Annotated in this window: 16 protein-coding genes; 10 read left to right on the plus strand and 6 right to left on the minus strand. The window is 71.2% G+C overall.

The genetic code is table 11. The annotated features are described in order from the left end of the window. Window positions 1–44: 44 nt before the first annotated feature. The 6 genes from DTB53_RS11010 to DTB53_RS11035 all read right to left on the minus strand — a co-directional run bounded on the left by DTB53_RS11010 (window position 45) and on the right by DTB53_RS11035 (window position 7,468). Entirely contained in the window at window positions 45–884 is an 840-nt protein-coding gene (locus DTB53_RS11010; protein ID WP_003965361.1) for a TIM barrel protein, read from the minus strand. Window positions 885–1,100: 216 nt separating this feature from the next. Continuing rightward, window positions 1,101–2,537 (minus strand): cellulose binding domain-containing protein, encoded by a 1,437-nt coding sequence (locus DTB53_RS11015; protein WP_012378453.1) that lies wholly within the window; start codon window positions 2,535–2,537, stop codon window positions 1,101–1,103. Between the two features lie 101 nt (window positions 2,538–2,638). Then, complete coding sequence (locus tag DTB53_RS11020) at window positions 2,639–4,261, minus strand: beta-N-acetylhexosaminidase (protein WP_012378452.1); 1,623 nt, start codon at window positions 4,259–4,261, stop codon at window positions 2,639–2,641. A gap of 59 nt (window positions 4,262–4,320) precedes the next feature. After that, window positions 4,321–5,166, minus strand: a complete 846-nt coding sequence (locus DTB53_RS11025) for a carbohydrate ABC transporter permease (RefSeq protein WP_003965358.1) — start codon at window positions 5,164–5,166, stop codon at window positions 4,321–4,323. After that, window positions 5,163–6,155, minus strand: coding sequence for a carbohydrate ABC transporter permease (locus DTB53_RS11030; protein WP_012378451.1), 993 nt, complete (start codon window positions 6,153–6,155; stop codon window positions 5,163–5,165). Before DTB53_RS11030 ends, DTB53_RS11025 begins: the two co-directional genes overlap by 4 nt. 44 nt (window positions 6,156–6,199) lie before the next feature. Further along, the gene (locus tag DTB53_RS11035) at window positions 6,200–7,468 is read right to left on the minus strand and encodes an extracellular solute-binding protein (RefSeq protein WP_012378450.1); all 1,269 of its coding nucleotides are present in this window, start codon (window positions 7,466–7,468) and stop codon (window positions 6,200–6,202) included. A gap of 276 nt (window positions 7,469–7,744) precedes the next feature. On the opposite strand from DTB53_RS11035, the gene DTB53_RS11040 reads away from it, so the two are divergent. The 10 genes from DTB53_RS11040 to DTB53_RS11090 all read left to right on the plus strand — a co-directional run bounded on the left by DTB53_RS11040 (window position 7,745) and on the right by DTB53_RS11090 (window position 17,507). Further along, window positions 7,745–8,584, plus strand: coding sequence for a GntR family transcriptional regulator (locus DTB53_RS11040; protein ID WP_003965354.1), 840 nt, complete (start codon window positions 7,745–7,747; stop codon window positions 8,582–8,584). Between the two features lie 134 nt (window positions 8,585–8,718). After that, window positions 8,719–9,972: a lactonase family protein gene (locus DTB53_RS11050; RefSeq protein WP_012378449.1), complete on the plus strand. Its 1,254-nt coding sequence runs from the start codon at window positions 8,719–8,721 to the stop codon at window positions 9,970–9,972. A gap of 109 nt (window positions 9,973–10,081) precedes the next feature. Beyond that, on the plus strand, window positions 10,082–10,333 hold the full coding sequence (locus DTB53_RS11055; protein WP_012378448.1) for a YkoF family thiamine-binding protein: 252 nt from the start codon (window positions 10,082–10,084) through the stop codon (window positions 10,331–10,333). Beyond that, window positions 10,330–10,767 (plus strand): helix-turn-helix domain-containing protein, encoded by a 438-nt coding sequence (locus DTB53_RS11060; protein WP_003965350.1) that lies wholly within the window; start codon window positions 10,330–10,332, stop codon window positions 10,765–10,767. Before DTB53_RS11055 ends, DTB53_RS11060 begins: the two co-directional genes overlap by 4 nt. A gap of 165 nt (window positions 10,768–10,932) precedes the next feature. Continuing rightward, window positions 10,933–11,469 (plus strand): 2-oxo-4-hydroxy-4-carboxy-5-ureidoimidazoline decarboxylase, encoded by a 537-nt coding sequence (gene uraD, locus DTB53_RS11065; RefSeq protein WP_012378447.1) that lies wholly within the window; start codon window positions 10,933–10,935, stop codon window positions 11,467–11,469. A 20-nt stretch (window positions 11,470–11,489) separates the two neighbouring features. Next, entirely contained in the window at window positions 11,490–11,879 is a 390-nt protein-coding gene (gene uraH / locus DTB53_RS11070) for a hydroxyisourate hydrolase (RefSeq protein ID WP_003965348.1), read from the plus strand. 7 nt (window positions 11,880–11,886) lie between these two features. After that, a complete protein-coding gene (pucL, locus tag DTB53_RS11075; RefSeq protein WP_003965347.1) occupies window positions 11,887–12,810 on the plus strand; it encodes a factor-independent urate hydroxylase in 924 nt (307 codons plus the stop codon). 68 nt (window positions 12,811–12,878) lie between these two features. After that, window positions 12,879–14,282 (plus strand): nucleobase:cation symporter-2 family protein, encoded by a 1,404-nt coding sequence (locus DTB53_RS11080; RefSeq protein WP_003965345.1) that lies wholly within the window; start codon window positions 12,879–12,881, stop codon window positions 14,280–14,282. Between the two features lie 45 nt (window positions 14,283–14,327). Then, on the plus strand, window positions 14,328–15,716 hold the full coding sequence (locus DTB53_RS11085) for an 8-oxoguanine deaminase (protein WP_003965344.1): 1,389 nt from the start codon (window positions 14,328–14,330) through the stop codon (window positions 15,714–15,716). A 330-nt stretch (window positions 15,717–16,046) separates the two neighbouring features. Then, window positions 16,047–17,507 (plus strand): nucleobase:cation symporter-2 family protein, encoded by a 1,461-nt coding sequence (locus DTB53_RS11090; RefSeq protein WP_003965343.1) that lies wholly within the window; start codon window positions 16,047–16,049, stop codon window positions 17,505–17,507. The last annotated feature ends 43 nt before the right edge of the window (window positions 17,508–17,550 follow it).

The following is a 17,550-nucleotide window of genomic DNA, read 5'->3' on the forward strand; positions in this document are numbered from 1 at the left end:
GGGTGCCTTCCTGAAAAACGTGCGTACGTAAGAGGGGCGGCCGGTCAGCCGGCCGCTCGGGCCGACGCCGGGAGCCAGTCGAAGGACTCCGCGCTCGGCCGGTCGCCCGGCTTGTACTCCAGGCCGACCCGGCCCGTGTAACCGGCGTCCTTCAGCTCGTCGAGCAGCCGCTCCAGCGGGAGGTCGCCGGTGCCCGGCGCCCCGCGTCCCGGGTTGTCGGCGATCTGGACGTGGCCGGTCTTCGCGGCGTACGCCTTGATGACCTGGCTCAGGTCCTCGCCGTTCATCGACAGGTGGTACAGGTCCAGCAGGAACGTGGCGTTCCCGAGGCCCGTCGCCGCGTTGACCTTGTCGACGACCTCGATCGCGGCCGGCGCGCTCACCAGCGGATAGAGCGGCGACTCCGGCTTGTTGAGGGTCTCGACGAGGAGGGTCGCCCCGATGCGGTCCGCCGCGCGGGCGGCCAGTGCCAGGTTCTCCAGGGCGAGCGCGTCCTGCACCTGCGGGTCCACGCCCTCGACACGGTTGCCGTACAGCGCGTTGAGCGCCGTGCAGCCGACCGAGGCGGCGAAGTCGGCCGCCACCTCGACGTTGGCCCGGAAGCGGTCCGACTCCGTGCCGGGCACGGAGAGCGCGCCGCGGTCGGGGCCGGGCAGCTGTCCGGCGTAGAAGTTCAGCCCCACCAGCTGGGTGCCGGCGTCGTCGAGGGCCTTCTTGAGGGCGTCGAGCTCCGCCTGCGGCGGGGTGGGGGTCTCGATCCAGGGCCACCACAGCTCGACCGCCGTGAAGCCCGCCGCGGCGGCTGCCGCGGGACGCTCCAGGAGCGGGAGTTCCGTGAAGAGGATCGAGAGGTTCACATCGAAGCGCTGGTCCGGGTATCCCATGAGGGGTTCGGCGCTCCTTCCGTATTGCGGAAGTTAGTTTCTGCTTAACGGAAGATTGCCCGGAGGGTGGTGGGGCTGTCAAGGGGGTGCCCGAAAATTCGCCCCGGCGGATGGCGTGCGGAATCGGTGGCGCGGGCGCCTTCGGGCACGCGAAAGCGGGGCGGGGGCCGCCCTCGGCCCCCGCCCCGCCCGGCTCTCACGCCGTACGGATCCCCGCTATCCGGCGGGAACCGTGTCCTCGAAACTGGTCCCCGCGCCCCGGTACGCCCCGACCATCGCGTTGACCTGTGCCGGGGTGAGCACCTGGTCCTTCACGTGCAGGACGTAGTCCACCTGCTGGTCGTAGGCGCGGGGCGTCGTGCTCGGCTGCCCCTGCAGGTCGATCAGCCACTGGTTGAAGTTGATCGACATCGGCCGCTCGGGCAGATACGCCGCCCCGTGCGTGCCGAAGTGCTGACCGTCGACGTAGTAGGTGATCCGGTGGTCGTCGATCGTCACCACCAGGTCGTGCCAGCCGGCGTAGGACGCCCGGACCTCGCTGTGCGCGTTGACCGCCTCCCACGGGTCGGGCCGGTAGGTCTCCCACGAGGTCGTGTAGAGGATGTTGGCCGGCTCGCCCCAGCCGCCGTTCGGCAGATACTCGAAGTCGTACTCCGCGTAGTCGTCCGCCATCGGCGCCTTCAGGTCGTTGATCGTGAAGAACGTCTGCACGATCCGGTCGCCGTCCGGGCCCGAGCGCGGGGCGTCGCTGAACTTCACCCGCGACGCGTACGTCCCGTTCTTGAACTTCATCGACTTGGTCAGGATCTCGGTGTGCTCCGTCGAAGCGCCCGTGCCCGCCGTCGACGTCTCCAGGTTCATCACCGAGTTCCCGCTCTGCGAGGCGAAGGTGACGTTCGCCGGGTCCCAGGTCGCGCCCGGCACGCCCGGGCCGCCCGAGTTGGACCGTACGCTCCAGCCGTTGGCGCCGATCCTCGGGTCGGTGTGCGAGCTGTAGTCGAAGTCGTCGAACAGCGTCGGCGCGTCCCCCGGCGGGTCCGTCGGGTCCGGCGGGTCGGTCGGGCCGTTGCCGCCGGGCGCCTCGCCCCACACCGTCGCGCCCGAGACGTGGGCCGTCACCTTGGACCAGTCGCCGTACGCCGTCCGGTCCGGGCCGAAGGAGTAGTCGTCGGACTGGACGAGCGAGGCCCAGGAGCTCTGGTGGAAGCGGAGTTGCATGTCCCCGGTGTCCGCGCCCGGTGCGAGCGAGCCCGCCCCGGCGGTGAAGCCGATCTCCAGGTAGCGGTCGGCGGTGGCGGTCGGGTTCGCGAGCGTCCCGAACGTACCGGTGATGTTCGCGCACCCCTTCACCGCCCAGGAACAGGCGAACCGGTAGGCGGCGGACGGCGAGTCGGCCTTGAAGTAGTAGCGCACCTTCACACCGCTCAGCGGTACGGACGCCGAGCCGGCGTTGCGGACCTTCAGCCACGGCTCGCTCTGATCGGCGCTCGCACCGGACGCGCTCGTCCGGTACTGGACGACGATGCCGTCCGCAGCGGCGGACGCCGAGGAGGGCAGTGCGGCCAGACCGGTGGCGGCCAGGGCGACGGCGGCGGCCGAGGCGGCGGCGGTGCGCAGCCCGGAGCTTCGCGGATTCCTGCGTGCTGGGTTCATGAGCCTGTTCCTCTCCGGAACGGTGGTGGGGAAGCGGCTAGGTCCTGTCGTCGAACCTGCCGTCGTCACCCGCGGGGCAGGCGGCGGTTCGACGACAGGGCCTACGAGCGGGGTCGCGCTGTTCCTGAGGACGGGGCGGTGGACGGGGAAACGTGCGTGCCGGTCGCGAGCGAGAGCGCGTCCAGCGGGCGGTAGCGGACGCCCAGGGCGTCCAGCCGGGCGGTGTGGTGACGCAGCCGCTCGACGAACCCCGGCCAGTCGCCGCGCCCGCCGGACCAGGAACGGTCGGCCAGCGCGCAGAGCCGGGGAAAGGCGAGGTAGTCGATCTCCTCGGGGGTGCGGGCGTACTCGGTCCACACCTGGGCCTGGGTCCCGAGCACCCGGGCCCGCTCCGCCCTTGGCCAGTCCTCCGGGGCGGGTTCGTAGCCGTGGACCGTGTGCAGCGAGACCGGCGCGCCGGGCTGGGCGACGGGCTCGGCCGGGTCCCCGGACTGGGCGTAGTCGAGGTAGGTCGCCCGGTGGTGCGCGGCGACCACCTGGTGCCCCCGGCGGGCGGCGGCCCGCGCGTGCGAGGGGTCCCGCCAGGTCATCACCGTGAACTCCGGTGGGAGATCGGTCCCGTTCTCGACCCAGCCGAGCGGAGTCCGGCCGCGCTCCACGAGGAACGCCCCGATCCGGCCCAGGAACCAGCCGTGCAACTCCGCGGGGCCGGCCAGTCCCAGCGCCGCCGCGCGTTCCCGGGCCGCCGGGCTGTCCTCCCACTCGGTGGTCGGGCACTCCTCACCCCCGATGTGGATGTACGGCGACGGGAAGACGTCCATCACCTCGTCCAGCACGGCCCGGCAGAAGTCGAAGACCCCCTCGTGCACGCCGAGGATCGTGTCGCACACCCCCCAGCGGGTCCACACGTCCAGCTCCCGCCCCGGGTGGTTGCCCAGCTCCGGATAGGCGGCGAGCGCGGCCCGCACATGGCCGGGCATCTCGATCTCCGGCACGACGGTGATCCCGCGCTCCGCCGCGTACCGCACCAGGCCCCGCAACTCCGCCTTGGTGTACGAACCTTCGTGCGGCTCCGTGTCGAAGCGCGCCCCGTCCGGACCGGTCGGTCCCTGCTGCGACCCGGCCCTCCGGGAGCCGACCGAGATCAGCCGGGGGTAGGCGTCGACCGGCATCCGCCAGCCCTGGTCGTCGGTGAGGTGGAGGTGCAGGACGTTCAGTTTGTGCAGGGCCATCAGGTCCACGTACCGGCGTACGAAGCCGATCGGCTGGAAGCGCCGGGCCACGTCCAGCATCGCGCCGCGCCACGGCCGGTCCGGTACGTCGGTGATCTCCACACACGGCGCCTCCCAGGACCCCACGCCCCGCGCCCCGCCCGACAGCGCCTCGGCGGGCAGCAGTTGGCGGATCGTCTGGACGCCCCGGAGCAGCCCGGTCGGGTGCGCGGCCCGCAGCTGGAGTGCCTCGGGGCCGACCGTGAGCCCGTACCCCTCCTCGCCGAGGCCGCCGAGCCGGTCGTCCAGCGCGAGGACGATCCGGCCGTCCGGCGACGGGGCGAGGGGGAGTCCGGCGGGGCGGCCGACCAGGGAGCGCAGCAGCCCGGCCGCCGGCTCGGCGCCCGGCAGCGCCCGGACGGTGGTGTCCCGGTCGAGGGTGAGCCGGCCGCCCAGCGAGGAGATCCTGGTGGGCCGGGGGAGGAGGAAGAGGTCGGGGCGCGATACGGGCACGGGGGCCTCCGGATTCGGTTCGCGGGCGGGGCGGGCGGCGGAGGAGCGTCGCCGGCCGCTCAGCCCTTGACGGCACCGGCGGCGAAGCCGGACGTGACATGGCGCTGGAGCAGCAGGAAGATCACCAGGGCGGGCAGGGCGAAGAGGGTGGAGGCGGCCATCGTGGCGCCCCAGTCGGTGCCGAAGGTGTTCTGGAAGGACGACAGCCAGACCGGCAGCGTCCGGTTGTCCTGCTGTTTGATGATCAGGAAGTTGGCGTAGGCGAACTCGTTCCAGGCGGTGATGAAGCCGAACAGCGAGGTCGCCATCAGCCCCGGGGCCAGCAACGGCATCGCCACGCGCCAGAACGCCCCCGTCCGGGTGCAGCCGTCGACCTGCGCGGCCTCCTCCAGCTCCGGCGGGATCGTCCCGATGAAGCCGCGCAGCACCACCACCGTGAACGGCAGCGTGATCATGAAGTAGATCAGCGTCAGCGTCGGCAGCCGGTCGAGCATGCCGGTGTCCCGGGAGATGATGTAGACCGGGATGATCAGGGACTCCCAGGGCGCCATCTGCGCGATGAAGATCATCAGCATGAACTGCCGACGGCCCTTCCACCGCATCCGCGCCACCGCGTACGCCGCGCCCAGCGCCACCAGCAGCGCCAGCAGGACCGCCCCCAGGGTGACGAGGACGCTGTTGCGCCAGAACAGGGCGAACCCGTCGGCCTCCACCGCCCGCCGGAAGTGGTCGAGCGTCCACGTGTGCGGGAAGAGGTGCGGGTCGGCGGACCGGATGTCCTTCGACGGCTTGAAGGCCGTGGAGACCATCCAGTAGACGGGGAAGAGGCAGACGACGACGGTCACGGCGGCGGCGATGTCCAGCGGAAGACGCCGGAGCCGGCGGCGCACGGCAGGTGAGTTCATCGGGACTCGTCCTCCTGGCGGAGCAGCTGGCGGAAGGAGAGGACGAGCACCCCGGACATCAGGATCACGGTGACCATCGAGGCGGCCGAGCCGAGGTCGTACCGCTGGCCGGAGAGCGCGCTCTGCACGGCGTAGACCGGCAGGATCGTCGTGGCGTCGCCCGGTCCGCCCCGGGTCATCACCCAGATCTGGACGAACGCCTTGAACGTCCAGATCACCTCCAGTGACACCACCAGCAGGAAGATCGGCCGCAGGATCGGAAAGGTGACCGAGCGAAAGATCCGCCCCGCACCCGCCCCGTCCAGCCGCGCCGACTCGTACAGCTCCGGGGAGACGGTGGTCAGCGCCGAGTACAGGGTGACCGCGGCGAACGGCACCGACTGCCAGACGATCAGCGTCACCAGGATCGCGAACGCCGCGGTGCCGTGGGCGAACCACGGATAGCGGTCGAAGGAGCCGAGGCCGAGTCCGGTCAGCGACCGGTTGACGATGCCGAACTCCGAGTGGAACAGCCACTGGAAGACCGTGGTGGCCGCCACCACCGGCATCGCCCAGGCCAGCACGAGCGAGCACAGCACCGCGGTTCGCCCGATCCGGCCCAGCCGCTCCACCATGAGGGCCACCAGCGTGGCGATCACCATGATCAGGGCCACGTTGATCGCCATGAAGAGGAAGGTGCGGCGGACCACCTCCCAGAAGCGGGGGTCCGCCAGCAGCGTCCGGTAGTTCCGCAGCCCGACGAACTCCGCGTCGCCGGAGATCAGTTGGCGCAGCCGGAAGTCCTGGAACGAGATCAGCACGGCCCGCACCAGCGGATAGGCCAGCAGATAGAGCATGCCGCCGACGGCCGGGGCGACCAGGATGTACGGCCACAGGCGGTGGCCCCGGTCCGCTCCCTGCCGCCGGGGCGGGGTCTTGCGTACGGCGAGGCGCGGAGCCGGGCGTCGCCGGGGTGCGCGGGGTGCGGTCCGTTGGTCGACGACCGGCACGGCACGCCTCCTTTCGTGGTCGGGGAGGAGAGGAACGGGCCGGGTCAGGAACCGGCGTTCATGGCCCGGGTGATGTCCTGCGAGGCCTTCGCCGCCTCCTTCGCCGCATCGCCCCCGGTGAGCACGGCCGTCATGTAGTCCTTGATTGGGTTCTCCGCCTCGACCGCCGCCCAGCCCGGGGTGTTGGGCGTGGCGTGTCCGTTGGCCGCGCCGACCGCCATCGCGGCGGCCCCCGGGTCGTCGGCCACGGCGGAGGCCAGTGTGGTCCGGTTGGGCACATAGCTCATGGCGAGGGCGAGCTTCTTCTGCCAGGTGTCCCCGGTCAGTTCCCTGATGAAGGCGACCGCCTCCTCGGGGTGGGCCGCGGCGGCCGGCACGACCAGGTCGGAGCCCCCGGTGAAGACCGCGCCCGGCGTGTCCGCCGTCCTGCCCGGGATCGGGAAGAAGCCGAGCCTGCCCTTGAGCCCGGGGTTGTTCTCCGCGATGACGCCGGCTCCGCCCGGGGTGGAGATGATCTGGGCCACCTGCCCCTGGGCCATCACCTCGGCCTGCGGCGGGTCGTCCTCGTCGGAGTCCTTGGGGCCCTCGCCGAGCGCCTGGAGCTCCTCGTAGAACGCCATGCCGCGCAGCGCCTCGGGGGTGTCCAGCGCGCCGGACCACTTCCCGCCGGACTCGGACGCGAGGTCCCCGCCCTCGTCCCAGATGAATCCCGCCAGCGCGTACCACATCTGCCCGGGCAGGTAGATGCCCTGCGTGCCGCCCTTGTTGAGCCGGGTGGTCGCGTCGATCCACTGCTCGCGCGTCTTGATCCCCGCCGCGTCGACGCCCGCCTTCTCGAAGAGGTCGGTGCGGTGGACGACCACCCGGTTCGCCGCGTAGTACGGGATGCCGTACTGCCTGCCCTCGTACGAGCCGGGCTCGGCCAGACCGCTCAGCCAGTCCTCGCCGTTCAGTTCGCCCTTGCGGTCGCTGAGGTCGAGCAGTCCGCCGCTCTCCGCGTACTGCGCCACCTGGGTGTTGCCCGCCTCGATGACGTCCGGGGCGTCGTTGCTGGCCAGGGCGGCGGTGATCTTCTGGCCGATCCCGTCCCACTCCTGGATCTGGATCCTCACGTCGATCTCCGGGTGGCGCTTCTCGAAGTCCGCGGTGAACTCCCTCTGGAACTGCGCCGAGACGCTGTCGCGCATCAGCCAGACGTCCACCGCCGTCCGGCCGCCCCCGTCGCCGGAGTCCGGTCCGGACGACACATCGCAGGCACTGAGGGCGGCGGTCAGGACGAGCGCGGACCCACCGGCGAGCAAGCGGTACTTCACGGTTCACCTCGGAAGCAGACGGATGTGACGGACTGAACTGACCTGACCACCTGACCAGTGAGGTCCACTGGACAGCTCGCCTCGATGGGGGTTGAAGGTGGCATGGACCCATGCGGTCGTCAACCCCTCTTTCCCAAAGGGGAGTTGATGATCTGTGCGGTGGGAGACCGGCTGAGCGGAGCGCGGGAAGCGCTACACTTCACCTGACCAGCAAGCCAGTTCGGTCGGATCTCCCGCCAACTGGTAAGGAAAAAGGACCCACCGGGAGGGGAACGCGTGGACGCGGACGTACCGGGGACGGTGCTCAAACGGGAACGCACCCGCGATGCCGTACTGGAGCTGATCGAGACGCGCAGCCCCGGGGACGCCATCCCCTCGGAGCGCGCCCTGTGCGCCCTGCTCGGCGTGTCGCGGCCCACCGTGCGTGCGGCCGTCGACGAGCTGGTCGCCGCCGGGCTCCTGGTGCGCGAGCACGGCCGGGGCATGTTCGTCGCCCCCGCGAAGATCACCCAGGAGCTGGTCGCCGGGGACCGGGCGCTGAGCGTGCCGCAGGCGGCGGGCGCCTGGTCGAGCCGGCTGCTGGAGTTCACCACGCTCCAGGCGGGGGCCCGCGTCGGCCGCAAGCTACGGATGTCGCCCGCCGCCGAGATCGTCTACGTGGCTCGGCTGCGGCTGGTCGACGGGGCGCCGATGGCCATCGAGCACCTGCACATCCGGGCCGAGCTGGTGCCGGGCCTCAGCGCCCGGGAGCTGGAGAGCGGCGACCTGTACGAGCATCTGCGCGCCACGCACGGGGTGCACGTCCACGAGGCGGTCCAGGCCATCGAGCCCACCGTCGTCACCCGTGCCGAGGCCGGGCTCCTGGACGTGCCGGAGCTGTCGCCCGCGCTGCTTTTCGAGCGGCTGACCTCCGACACCACGGGCCGTCCGGTGGAGTACGTCCACTCGCTCTACCGGGGCGACCGCTACCGGATCGTCTCCCGGCTCGCGCTCGGCCCGGCGGCCGAGGTCGCCCCGGACCTGGAGGGGCACCACCCGGGCATTCCGCCCGGCGACTTCGCGCACGGCGACGCCTTCGCCTCCTCGACCAGGGGCGACATCCAGGCGGGAGGCTGATCGCCCGGCACCCGTCGGGCGTCGTCACCGTTGCGCAGGGTGCAACTGTTGTTGCGCCTCTTGCCGTACGGGCCTCGGCGGGCCAGGGTGGCGGACGCATCCGAAGCAGCCGACCCCCACCCGAGGTGCCTCGCATGAAGCCGTCCCCCCACCCGTACCCCGGCCCCGACCGTTCCGGCCGCGGTGACCGTTCCGCCGCCGTCCCCGGCCTCCCCGGCCTCCCCGGCCTCCCCGGCCGCCGCGGCCTCATCGGCGGCCTGCTGGCCACGGCGGCTCTGGCCGCCGCGGGGCCCGCCGTCGCCTCCCCCGCGCGCGCCGCGGCCCGCCCCGCCCCGACCGCGGGCCCGCGCGTCACCCGCCCCCTGCTGCTCGGCACGTACACCTCCGAGGCGGGGGGCGGCACCGGCATCGGCACCGCCGCGTACGACACGGCCACCGGCGCGATCACGCCGGGCCCCGTGATCGCCGGCCTCGACAACCCCTCCTACCTGGCGCTCCACCCCTCCGGTTCCACCGTCTACGCGGTCGCCGAGCAGAGCGCGGGCGCGGTCACCGCCGTGGCGATCGGTCCGGACGGGGCGTACCGGGTGCTCGGCAGCCGCCCCACCGGCGGCTCCGGTCCCACCCACCTCTCCGTCCATCCGTCCGGACGCTGGCTGCTGAGCGCCAACTACACCTCCGGGAGCGTCGCCGTGCACCCGATCGCGGAGGACGGCTCGCTGGGGGAGCGCACCGACCTGGTCACCCACACCTCGCCGCCGCCCGGACCCGGCCAGGGCGGACCGCACGCCCACCAGATCGTCACCTCGCCCGACGGCGGTCACGTCCTCGCCGTCGACCTGGGCACCGACACCGTGTACACGTATGCGCTGGACGAGTCCGCCGGGAAACTCACCGAGGTCTCCCGCGCCGCCCTGGCGCCCGGTTCCGGCCCCCGCCACCTGGCCTTCCATCCGGGCGGGCGCTTCGCGTACCTGGCCTGCGAGCTGGACGACACGATGGTCGTCTGCGGGTACGACCCCGCCACCGGCTCCCTCACCCCGGGGGCCGGGCAGTCCACCGGTACCGGACCGGGTACCAGCTACCCCGCCCAGCCGGTGGTCACCGGGGACGGGGCGTACGCCTACCTCGCCAACCGGGGCCACAACAGCCTCACCCGTTACGCCGTGGAGAGCGACGGCGCGGTCCTGCGACTGCTCGACACGGTGCCCGTCGGCGGCGACTGGCCCCGGCAGCTCGCCCTGTCCCCGGACAGCGCCCTGGTCTTCGCCGCCAACCAGCGTTCCTCCACCGTCACCGTGTTCGCGATCGGTTCCGACGGGTCGCTGTCCGCTGCGGGTGCGCCCTTCCCCGCGCCGGTCGCGGTCTGTGTCCTGCCGCTCCCGTGACCACCGCCGTACGGGGCTCCGCGCGTACCGGAGCGGGGCCCCGTGCAGCGGTTACAGTCGTGGCCGAGCCGCGCGCCCGCACCCGCGGCGAGGACATCAGGGAGGCACAGTGCGCTTGAGGGTGGAATTCACCACCGAGCCCTTCGATCTCGACGAGGCGCCCACCCACGCGGTGGTGGCCCGGGAGGTGATCCAGGGCGCCGAGCTGGACGCCGTCGACGTCGGCCCCTTCGGCAACACCGCGGAAGGGGGCGCGGACGAGGTGCTCACCGCCGTGGACTCCCTGCTGCGCCGGGCCCTGGCCTCGGGCGCCACCCGGGTCTCGCTCCAGGTGAACGTGATCGAGGGGGACGCGTCGTGACCGAGTCCGCCGATCACCCCCCTGCCGCCGGCGACACCGCCGCCGCCTCCGGTAACCCTTCGGCAACGCTCGACCACCCGCTCGTCTCCGCGGTCAAGCCGCTCGTCGACGCGATGGGCGCGGAGCTGCTGGGTCCGGAACAGGCCGAGCAGGACGACGTCGTGCTCGCCTGGGAGGGGCGGGACGTCATAGCCGTACGCCTTCCGCAGCTCTCCGACTCGCTCGACCACATCCTCGCCGCGATGGAGCGGCGGCACGGAATGCCGCTCGCCGACCTGGACCGCAAGGCCAAGCAGAGCGTCGTCCGGACGCTGGAGGCACGCGGTGCCTTCTCCGTACGGCACGGAGTGGAGACGGTGGCCGGCGCCCTGGGCGTCTCCCGGTTCACCGTGTACAACTACCTGAACCGGGAACATGCGGCCAAGGGTGAGTAGTTGACCCAACGCACCGAAGAGGCAGGAAAAGCCGCCGTCCGCATGCCGGGACGGCGGCTTTCTTCGTTCGCGATATTTCAACAAAGTGTTGACGTCGTGTTGCGGAGGGCGTTAGCTATCCGCAGCCCGAACAACGCACAGCGAAAAACAGCCACGGAGGCTCCCGTGACTTCGAGCTCCACACCGGGCCTCACCCGGTTCAACACCCTGGCGGACGGCGAGGCCACTCCCGCACTGCACGAGGTGTGTGCCAGTGCGACCTGGGGAAACACCCTCCTCGCCGGGCGCCCGTACGCCACCGAAGAAGCCCTGCTCCGCGCGAGCGACGCCGCCATGGCGAAGCTCGCGGCAAAGGACCTGGCCGAAGCGATGGCGGGCCACCCGCCGATCGGGCGTCCGATCCCCGGCGACCCGACCTCCTCCCGCGAACAGCGGGGGATGGCCGGCGCCTCCGAGGAGCTCAAGACCGAGATGCTCGAACTGAACCTGGCCTACCAGGAGCGGTTCGGACATGTCTTCCTGATCTGCGCCACCGGCGCCACCGGTGAGCAGATGCGCGACGCGGTGAAGTCCCGGATCGGGAACTCGCCCGAGCAGGAGCAGGAGATCGTGCGCACCGAACTGGGCAAGATCAACCGCATCCGGCTGACCCGTCTCGTGACGGAGACCCTCGCAGAGGGCACTTCCGCGCAGGACTCTTGAGATCTAGGAGAGTGACGGTCTTGAGTACCGACACGACCGCATCGGTGTCCACCCACATCCTGGACACCAGCATCGGCCGCCCCGCCGCGTCCGTCGCCGTCTCGCTCGCCGCCCGCGGCGGAAGCGACGCGCCGTACGTGACGCTCGGAGCCTCCGCGACCGATGCGGACGGGCGCTGCAAGGACCTGCCGGCGCTGCCGGAGGGCACGACCCACGTCCGTCTCGCATTCGACACCGAGACGTACTTTTCCAAGAAGCAAGCCGAGGCGCAGCAGGACGCCCCCCGCGTAAGGGACAGCGGCGCGTTCTTCCCGGAAGTGACGATCGCCTTCGCGGTCGTGCCGGGCGAGCACTACCACGTACCGCTGCTGCTCAACCCGTTCGGCTACTCCGTTTACCGAGGGAGCTAGCACCGACATGCCCACGATTCTCGGCCAGAACCAGTACGGCAAAGCAGAGAACCGCGTCGTCAAGATCGTGCGGGACGGCGACACCCACCACATCAAGGACCTGAACGTCTCGGTCGCCCTCTCCGGCGACATGGACGACGTGCACTACTCCGGCTCCAACGCCAACGTCCTGCCGACCGACACCACCAAGAACACGGTGTTCGCGTTCGCCAAGGAGCACGGGATCGAGTCCGCCGAGCAGTTCGGCATCCACCTCGCCCGGCACTTCGTCTCCTCGCAGGAGCCGATCCACCGCGCCCGGATCCGGATCGAGGAGTACGCCTGGGAGCGCATCGCGACCTCCGACGCGAACTCCAAGTTCATCGGCGCCGACGAGGTGCAGCACTCCTTCGCCCGCAAGGGCATGGAGACCCGCGTCTCCCAGATCACCTACGACGGTGAGAACTGGGAGATCATCTCGGGACTCAAGGACCTGACCGTGATGAACTCGACCAACTCCGAGTTCTGGGGCTACGTCAAGGACAAGTACACGACGCTGAAGGAGGCGTACGACCGCATCCTCGCGACGGACGTCTCCGCCCGCTGGCGCTACAACTGGACCAGCGACGAGCAGCCCATGCCGAACTGGGAGAAGTCCTACGAGCAGGCGCGCAAGCACATGCTCCACGCCTTCGCCGAGACGTACTCCCTCTCGCTCCAGCAGACCCTGTACCAGATGGGTTCGCGCATCATCAACAGCCGCAGCGAGATCGACGAGATCCGCTTCTCGCTGCCGAACAACCACCACTTCCTGGTGGACCTCGAACCGTTCGGCCTCAAGAACGACCATGAGGTCTACTTCGCGGCGGACCGTCCCTACGGTCTGATCGAGGCCACCGTGCTCCGGGACGGCGTCGAGCCGAAGATCCCGGTCGACATGACCAACCTCTGACGCGGCACTGAGCCGGCCCCCGGCCGCCCACAGACGGGCGGGGGCCGGTCATCCCGGAGGGAACACCCATGGCACAGCCTGCAACGGGGCCGGCCGAAGGCCCAGGCAAAGACCCCTCGAAAACCCTCGTCGACACGGCGGTTCACCCGGTCGACGAGAAGCTTCCTCCCGCGCGGCTCGTCCCCGCCGCTCTCCAGCACATCGCCGCCATGTACGCGGGCGTCGTCACCCCTCCGCTGATCATCGGCCAGGCCGTCGGCCTGGACACCGCCGGCATGACCCGGCTCATCGCGGCGAGTCTCCTGATCGCCGGACTCGCCACCATCCTCCAGACCATCGGTCTCGGCCCCTTCGCCGGCAACCGGCTCCCCTTCGTCAACGCCGCCTCCTCCGCCGGGATCGCGCCGATGCTCGCCATCGCCGAGACCAGCGCACCGGGCCGCCAACTCCCCGCGATCTACGGGGCGGTGCTCGTCGCCGGGGTCTTCTGCCTGGCCGTCGGACCGTTCTTCGGCAGACTGCTGCGCTTCTTCCCGCCGCTCGTCACCGGCGTGGTCATCACCCTCATCGGCGTCACGCTCATGCCCGTGCCCGTCGCCTGGGCGCAGGGCGGCGACGCCACCGCCGACGACTTCGGCGCCATGAAGTACCTGGCGCTGGCCGCCTTCACCCTCGTCGTCATCCTGCTCGTCCAGCGCTTCGGCCGCGGCTTCCTCAAGCAAGTCGCCCTGCTGGTAGGAATGTTCGTCGGTACGCTGGCCGCGATCCCGTTCGGACTCGCCGACTTCTCCGCGCTGAGGTCCGCACCGCTCGCCGCCCTGCCGACCCCCTTCGCCTTCGGCGCGCCGGAGTTCCAGCCCGCCGCGATCCTCTCGCTCTGCATCGTCATGCTCGTCCTGATGACGGAGTCCTCCGCCGGGATGCTCGCCCTCGGCGAGATCTGCGAGCGCCGCACCGACGGGCGTACGATCACCCGCGGTCTGCGCACCGACGGCATCGCCACCCTCCTCGGCCCGGTCTTCGGCGGCTTTCCCACCAGCGCCTTCGCCCAGAACGTCGGCGTCGTCTCCCTGACCCGCGTCCGCAGCCGGTACGTCGTCGCGGCGGCGGGCGGAGCCCTGCTGGTCCTCGGCGCCTTCCCGGTGCTCGGCGCGGTCGTCTCGCTCGTGCCCATGCCCGTCCTCGGCGGCGCCGGCATCGTCCTCTTCGGCTCCATCGCGGTGAGCGGCATCCGTACGCTCTCCGAGGCCGGACTCGACGACAGCTCCAACATCATCCTGGTGGCCGTCGCGCTCGGCGCGGGCATCATCCCGCTCGCCGCGCCCGCCTTCTACGCCGGATTCCCCGCCTGGGCGCAGACCGTCCTCGGCTCCGGAATCAGCGCGGGAGCCCTGGTCGCGGTCGTGCTCAACCTGTTCTTCCACCATCTCGGCACCCACAGCCGCACCGCTGTGGCACTCAAATCCTCCTAGGGTCCTGCCGTGCCCACCTCGCCACAGAGAGAAGAAGGAAGCGCCATGGCAGCTTCGGCAGACCCTCAGCGCATCGTCATCGAGAACTGCTCGATCGCCACCGTCGACGCCCACGACACGGAGTACGCGTCCGGGTACATCGTCGTGGCGGGCAACCGCATCGAGTCCATCGGCGCCGGCCAGGCCCCGGAGGGCCTGACCGGAGTCGCCCGGCGGATCGACGGCACCGGGCACCTCGCGACACCCGGCCTGGTCAACACCCACCACCACTTCTACCAGTGGATCACCCGGGGCCTGGCCACCGACCACAACCTCTTCAACTGGCTGGTCGCCCTCTACCCGACCTGGGCGCGCATCGACGAGCCGATGGCCCGCGCCGCCGCGCAGGGCTCGCTCGCCATGATGGCCCGCGGCGGCGTCACCACCGCCATGGACCACCACTACGTCTTCCCGAAGGGCTCCGGCGACCTGTCGGGCGCCATCATCGGGGCCGCCCGCGAGACGGGCGTACGGTTCACCCTCGCCCGGGGCTCCATGGACCGCAGCGAGAAGGACGGCGGCCTGCCCCCGGACTTCGCCGTCGAGACCCTGGAGGGTGCGCTCGCCGCCACCGAGGCGACGATCGACGCCCACCACGACGCCTCCTTCGACGCGATGACCCAGGTCGCCGTCGCACCCTGCTCGCCCTTCTCGGTCTCCACCGAACTGATGCGCCAGGGTGCCGAGTTGGCCCGCCGCAAGGGCGTACGACTGCACACGCACGGTTCGGAGACCGTCGAGGAGGAGCAGTTCTGCAAGGAACTGTTCGGGATGGGCCCGACCGAGTACTTCGAGTCGACCGGCTGGCTCGGCGACGACGTGTGGATGGCCCACTGCGTCCACATGAACGACGCGGACATCGCCGCCTTCGCCCGTACGGGAACCGGCGTCGCCCACTGCCCGTCCTCCAACGCGCGCCTCGCCGCGGGCATCGCCCGGGTCCCCGACATGCTCGCCGCCGGCGTCCCCGTCGGCCTCGGCGTGGACGGCACCGCCTCCAACGAGTCCGGCGAACTCCACACCGAGCTGCGCAACGCCCTGCTCATCAACCGCCTCGGCGCCCACCGCGAGGCCGCCCTGAACGCCCGTCAGGCCCTGCGCCTGGGGACCTTCGGCGGGGCCCGGGTGCTGGGCCGCGCCGACCAGATCGGCTCCCTGGAGGCCGGCAAGCTCGCCGACCTCGTCCTGTGGAAGCTGGACACGCTGGCCCACTCCTCGATCGCCGACCCGGTGACCGCGCTCGTCTTCGGCGCGGCTGCCCCGGTGACCCTCTCCCTCGTCGACGGCAAGCCGGTCGTCGAGGGCAACCACCTCACCACGGTGGACGAGGACGCCATCGCCCGCACCACCCGCGACGAGGCCCGACGCCTCGCGCAGATCGCCGCCGGAGCCTGATTCCGGGCGGTACCCCGCCGGAGTCCGACTCCGCGCGGACCTCCCGCCGGAGCCCGACTCCGGCGGTATCCCCGACCGGCCGGTCGAGGGGGACGGCCCGAGACCGGCCGCCGTGGACCCGAGCGGGGTCCACGGCAGCCGGTCCGGCGGACGCGCGCATGGTGCGCGCCCGCCGGACCGGTGATGAACGCTGCCCGCACACACCCCCGTGCGCGCCCATCCGCACCCCCCACCCGCACCACCTGAGAGAGCCGCACCGCATCACCACCTACGCACCACCTCCCTGAATCCCACGTCGCCGACGACGTGTAACCGACCGGAGGAACCGCCGTGGCAGCCAAGCCCAGGTTTCGCAAAGACGCAGATGCAGCCGCCCCCGACACGACGGCCGACAACGCCGCGGAAGCGGGAGACGACCGGAAACACCCGGTCGACGAGACCCTCCCCCCACTGAAGATGTTCACCAGCGGCCTCCAGCACGTGGCCGCCATGTACGCGGGCGTGGTGGCCCCGCCGCTCATCGTGGGGCCCGCCGTCGGCCTCACCGCCAAGGAGACCGCCTTCCTGATGGGGGCGAGCCTCTTCACCGCGGGGATCGCCACCCTCCTCCAGACCATCGGCTTCTGGAAGGTCGGCGCCCGACTGCCTTTCGTCAACGGCGTCTCGTTCGCCGGGGTCGCCCCGATGATCGCGATAGGCAAGGACCGGGGACACGACGGGATAGCCGTCATCTTCGGGGCGATCATCGTCGCGAGCGTCCTCGGCTTCCTCCTCGCCCCGTACTTCTGCAAACTGGTCCGCTTCTTCCCGCCCGTCGTCACCGGCACCGTCATCACCCTGATCGGCGTATCGCTCCTCCCGGTCGCCTTCAACTGGTCCCAGGGCGGCAACGCCACGGCCGACGACTACGGTTCGATGACCAACATCACCATGGCCGCCGTCACCCTGGTGATCGTGCTGGCCCTGCGCAAGCTGCTGCGCGGCTTCCTCCAGCAGATCGCGATCCTCCTCGGCCTGGTCGTCGGAACCCTGATCGCCATCCCGGCCGGCATCACCGACTTCGGCGCCATCAAGGAGGCCGACGTGGTCGGCTTCCCGACGCCGTTCGCCTTCGGCGCCCCGCAGTTCGAGATCGCCGCCATCATCTCGATGTGCATCGTGATGCTGGTGTGCATGACCGAGTCCACCGCGGACATGCTCGCCCTCGGCAAGATCGTCGGCCGCCCGGCCGACGAGAAGATCATCGAGGGCGGTCTGCGCGCCGACACCCTCGGCAGCGCCATCAGCCCGATCTTCAACGGCTTCATGTGCAGCGCCTTCGCCCAGAACGTCGGCCTCGTCGCCATGACGAAGATCCGCAGCCGCTACGTGGTCGCCGCGGGCGGCGGCATCCTCATCGTGCTCGGCCTGGTCCCGGTCGCGGCCTCCGTCATCGCCCTCGTACCGCTGCCGGTGCTCGGCGGCGCGGGCATCGTCCTCTTCGGCACGGTGGCGGCCAGCGGCATCCAGACCCTGGCCACCGCCGCCATGGAGAAGGGCGAGAACGCGCTGATCGTCGCGGCGGCCCTCGGGATCGGCCTGATCCCGATCGCGGCGCCGCAGTTCTACCACGCCTTCCCGGAGAGCCTGCTGGTCGTCCTCGACTCGGGCATCTCCACCGGCTGCGTGGTGGCGATCGTGCTGAACCTCGCCTTCAACCACCTGGGCCGCAAGCCCGACACGGCGGACGAGGACGAGCAGGCGCCGGGCGAGCACGTGGTCCCCGCCGCGGCCGGGGTCGGCGTCCACTGACCCCTGCCGATGCCGGCCGGAGCATCCGGGGCCCCGCGCGACG

The organism is Streptomyces griseus, from assembly GCF_900460065.1.
Lineage (GTDB): Bacteria > Actinomycetota > Actinomycetes > Streptomycetales > Streptomycetaceae > Streptomyces > Streptomyces griseus.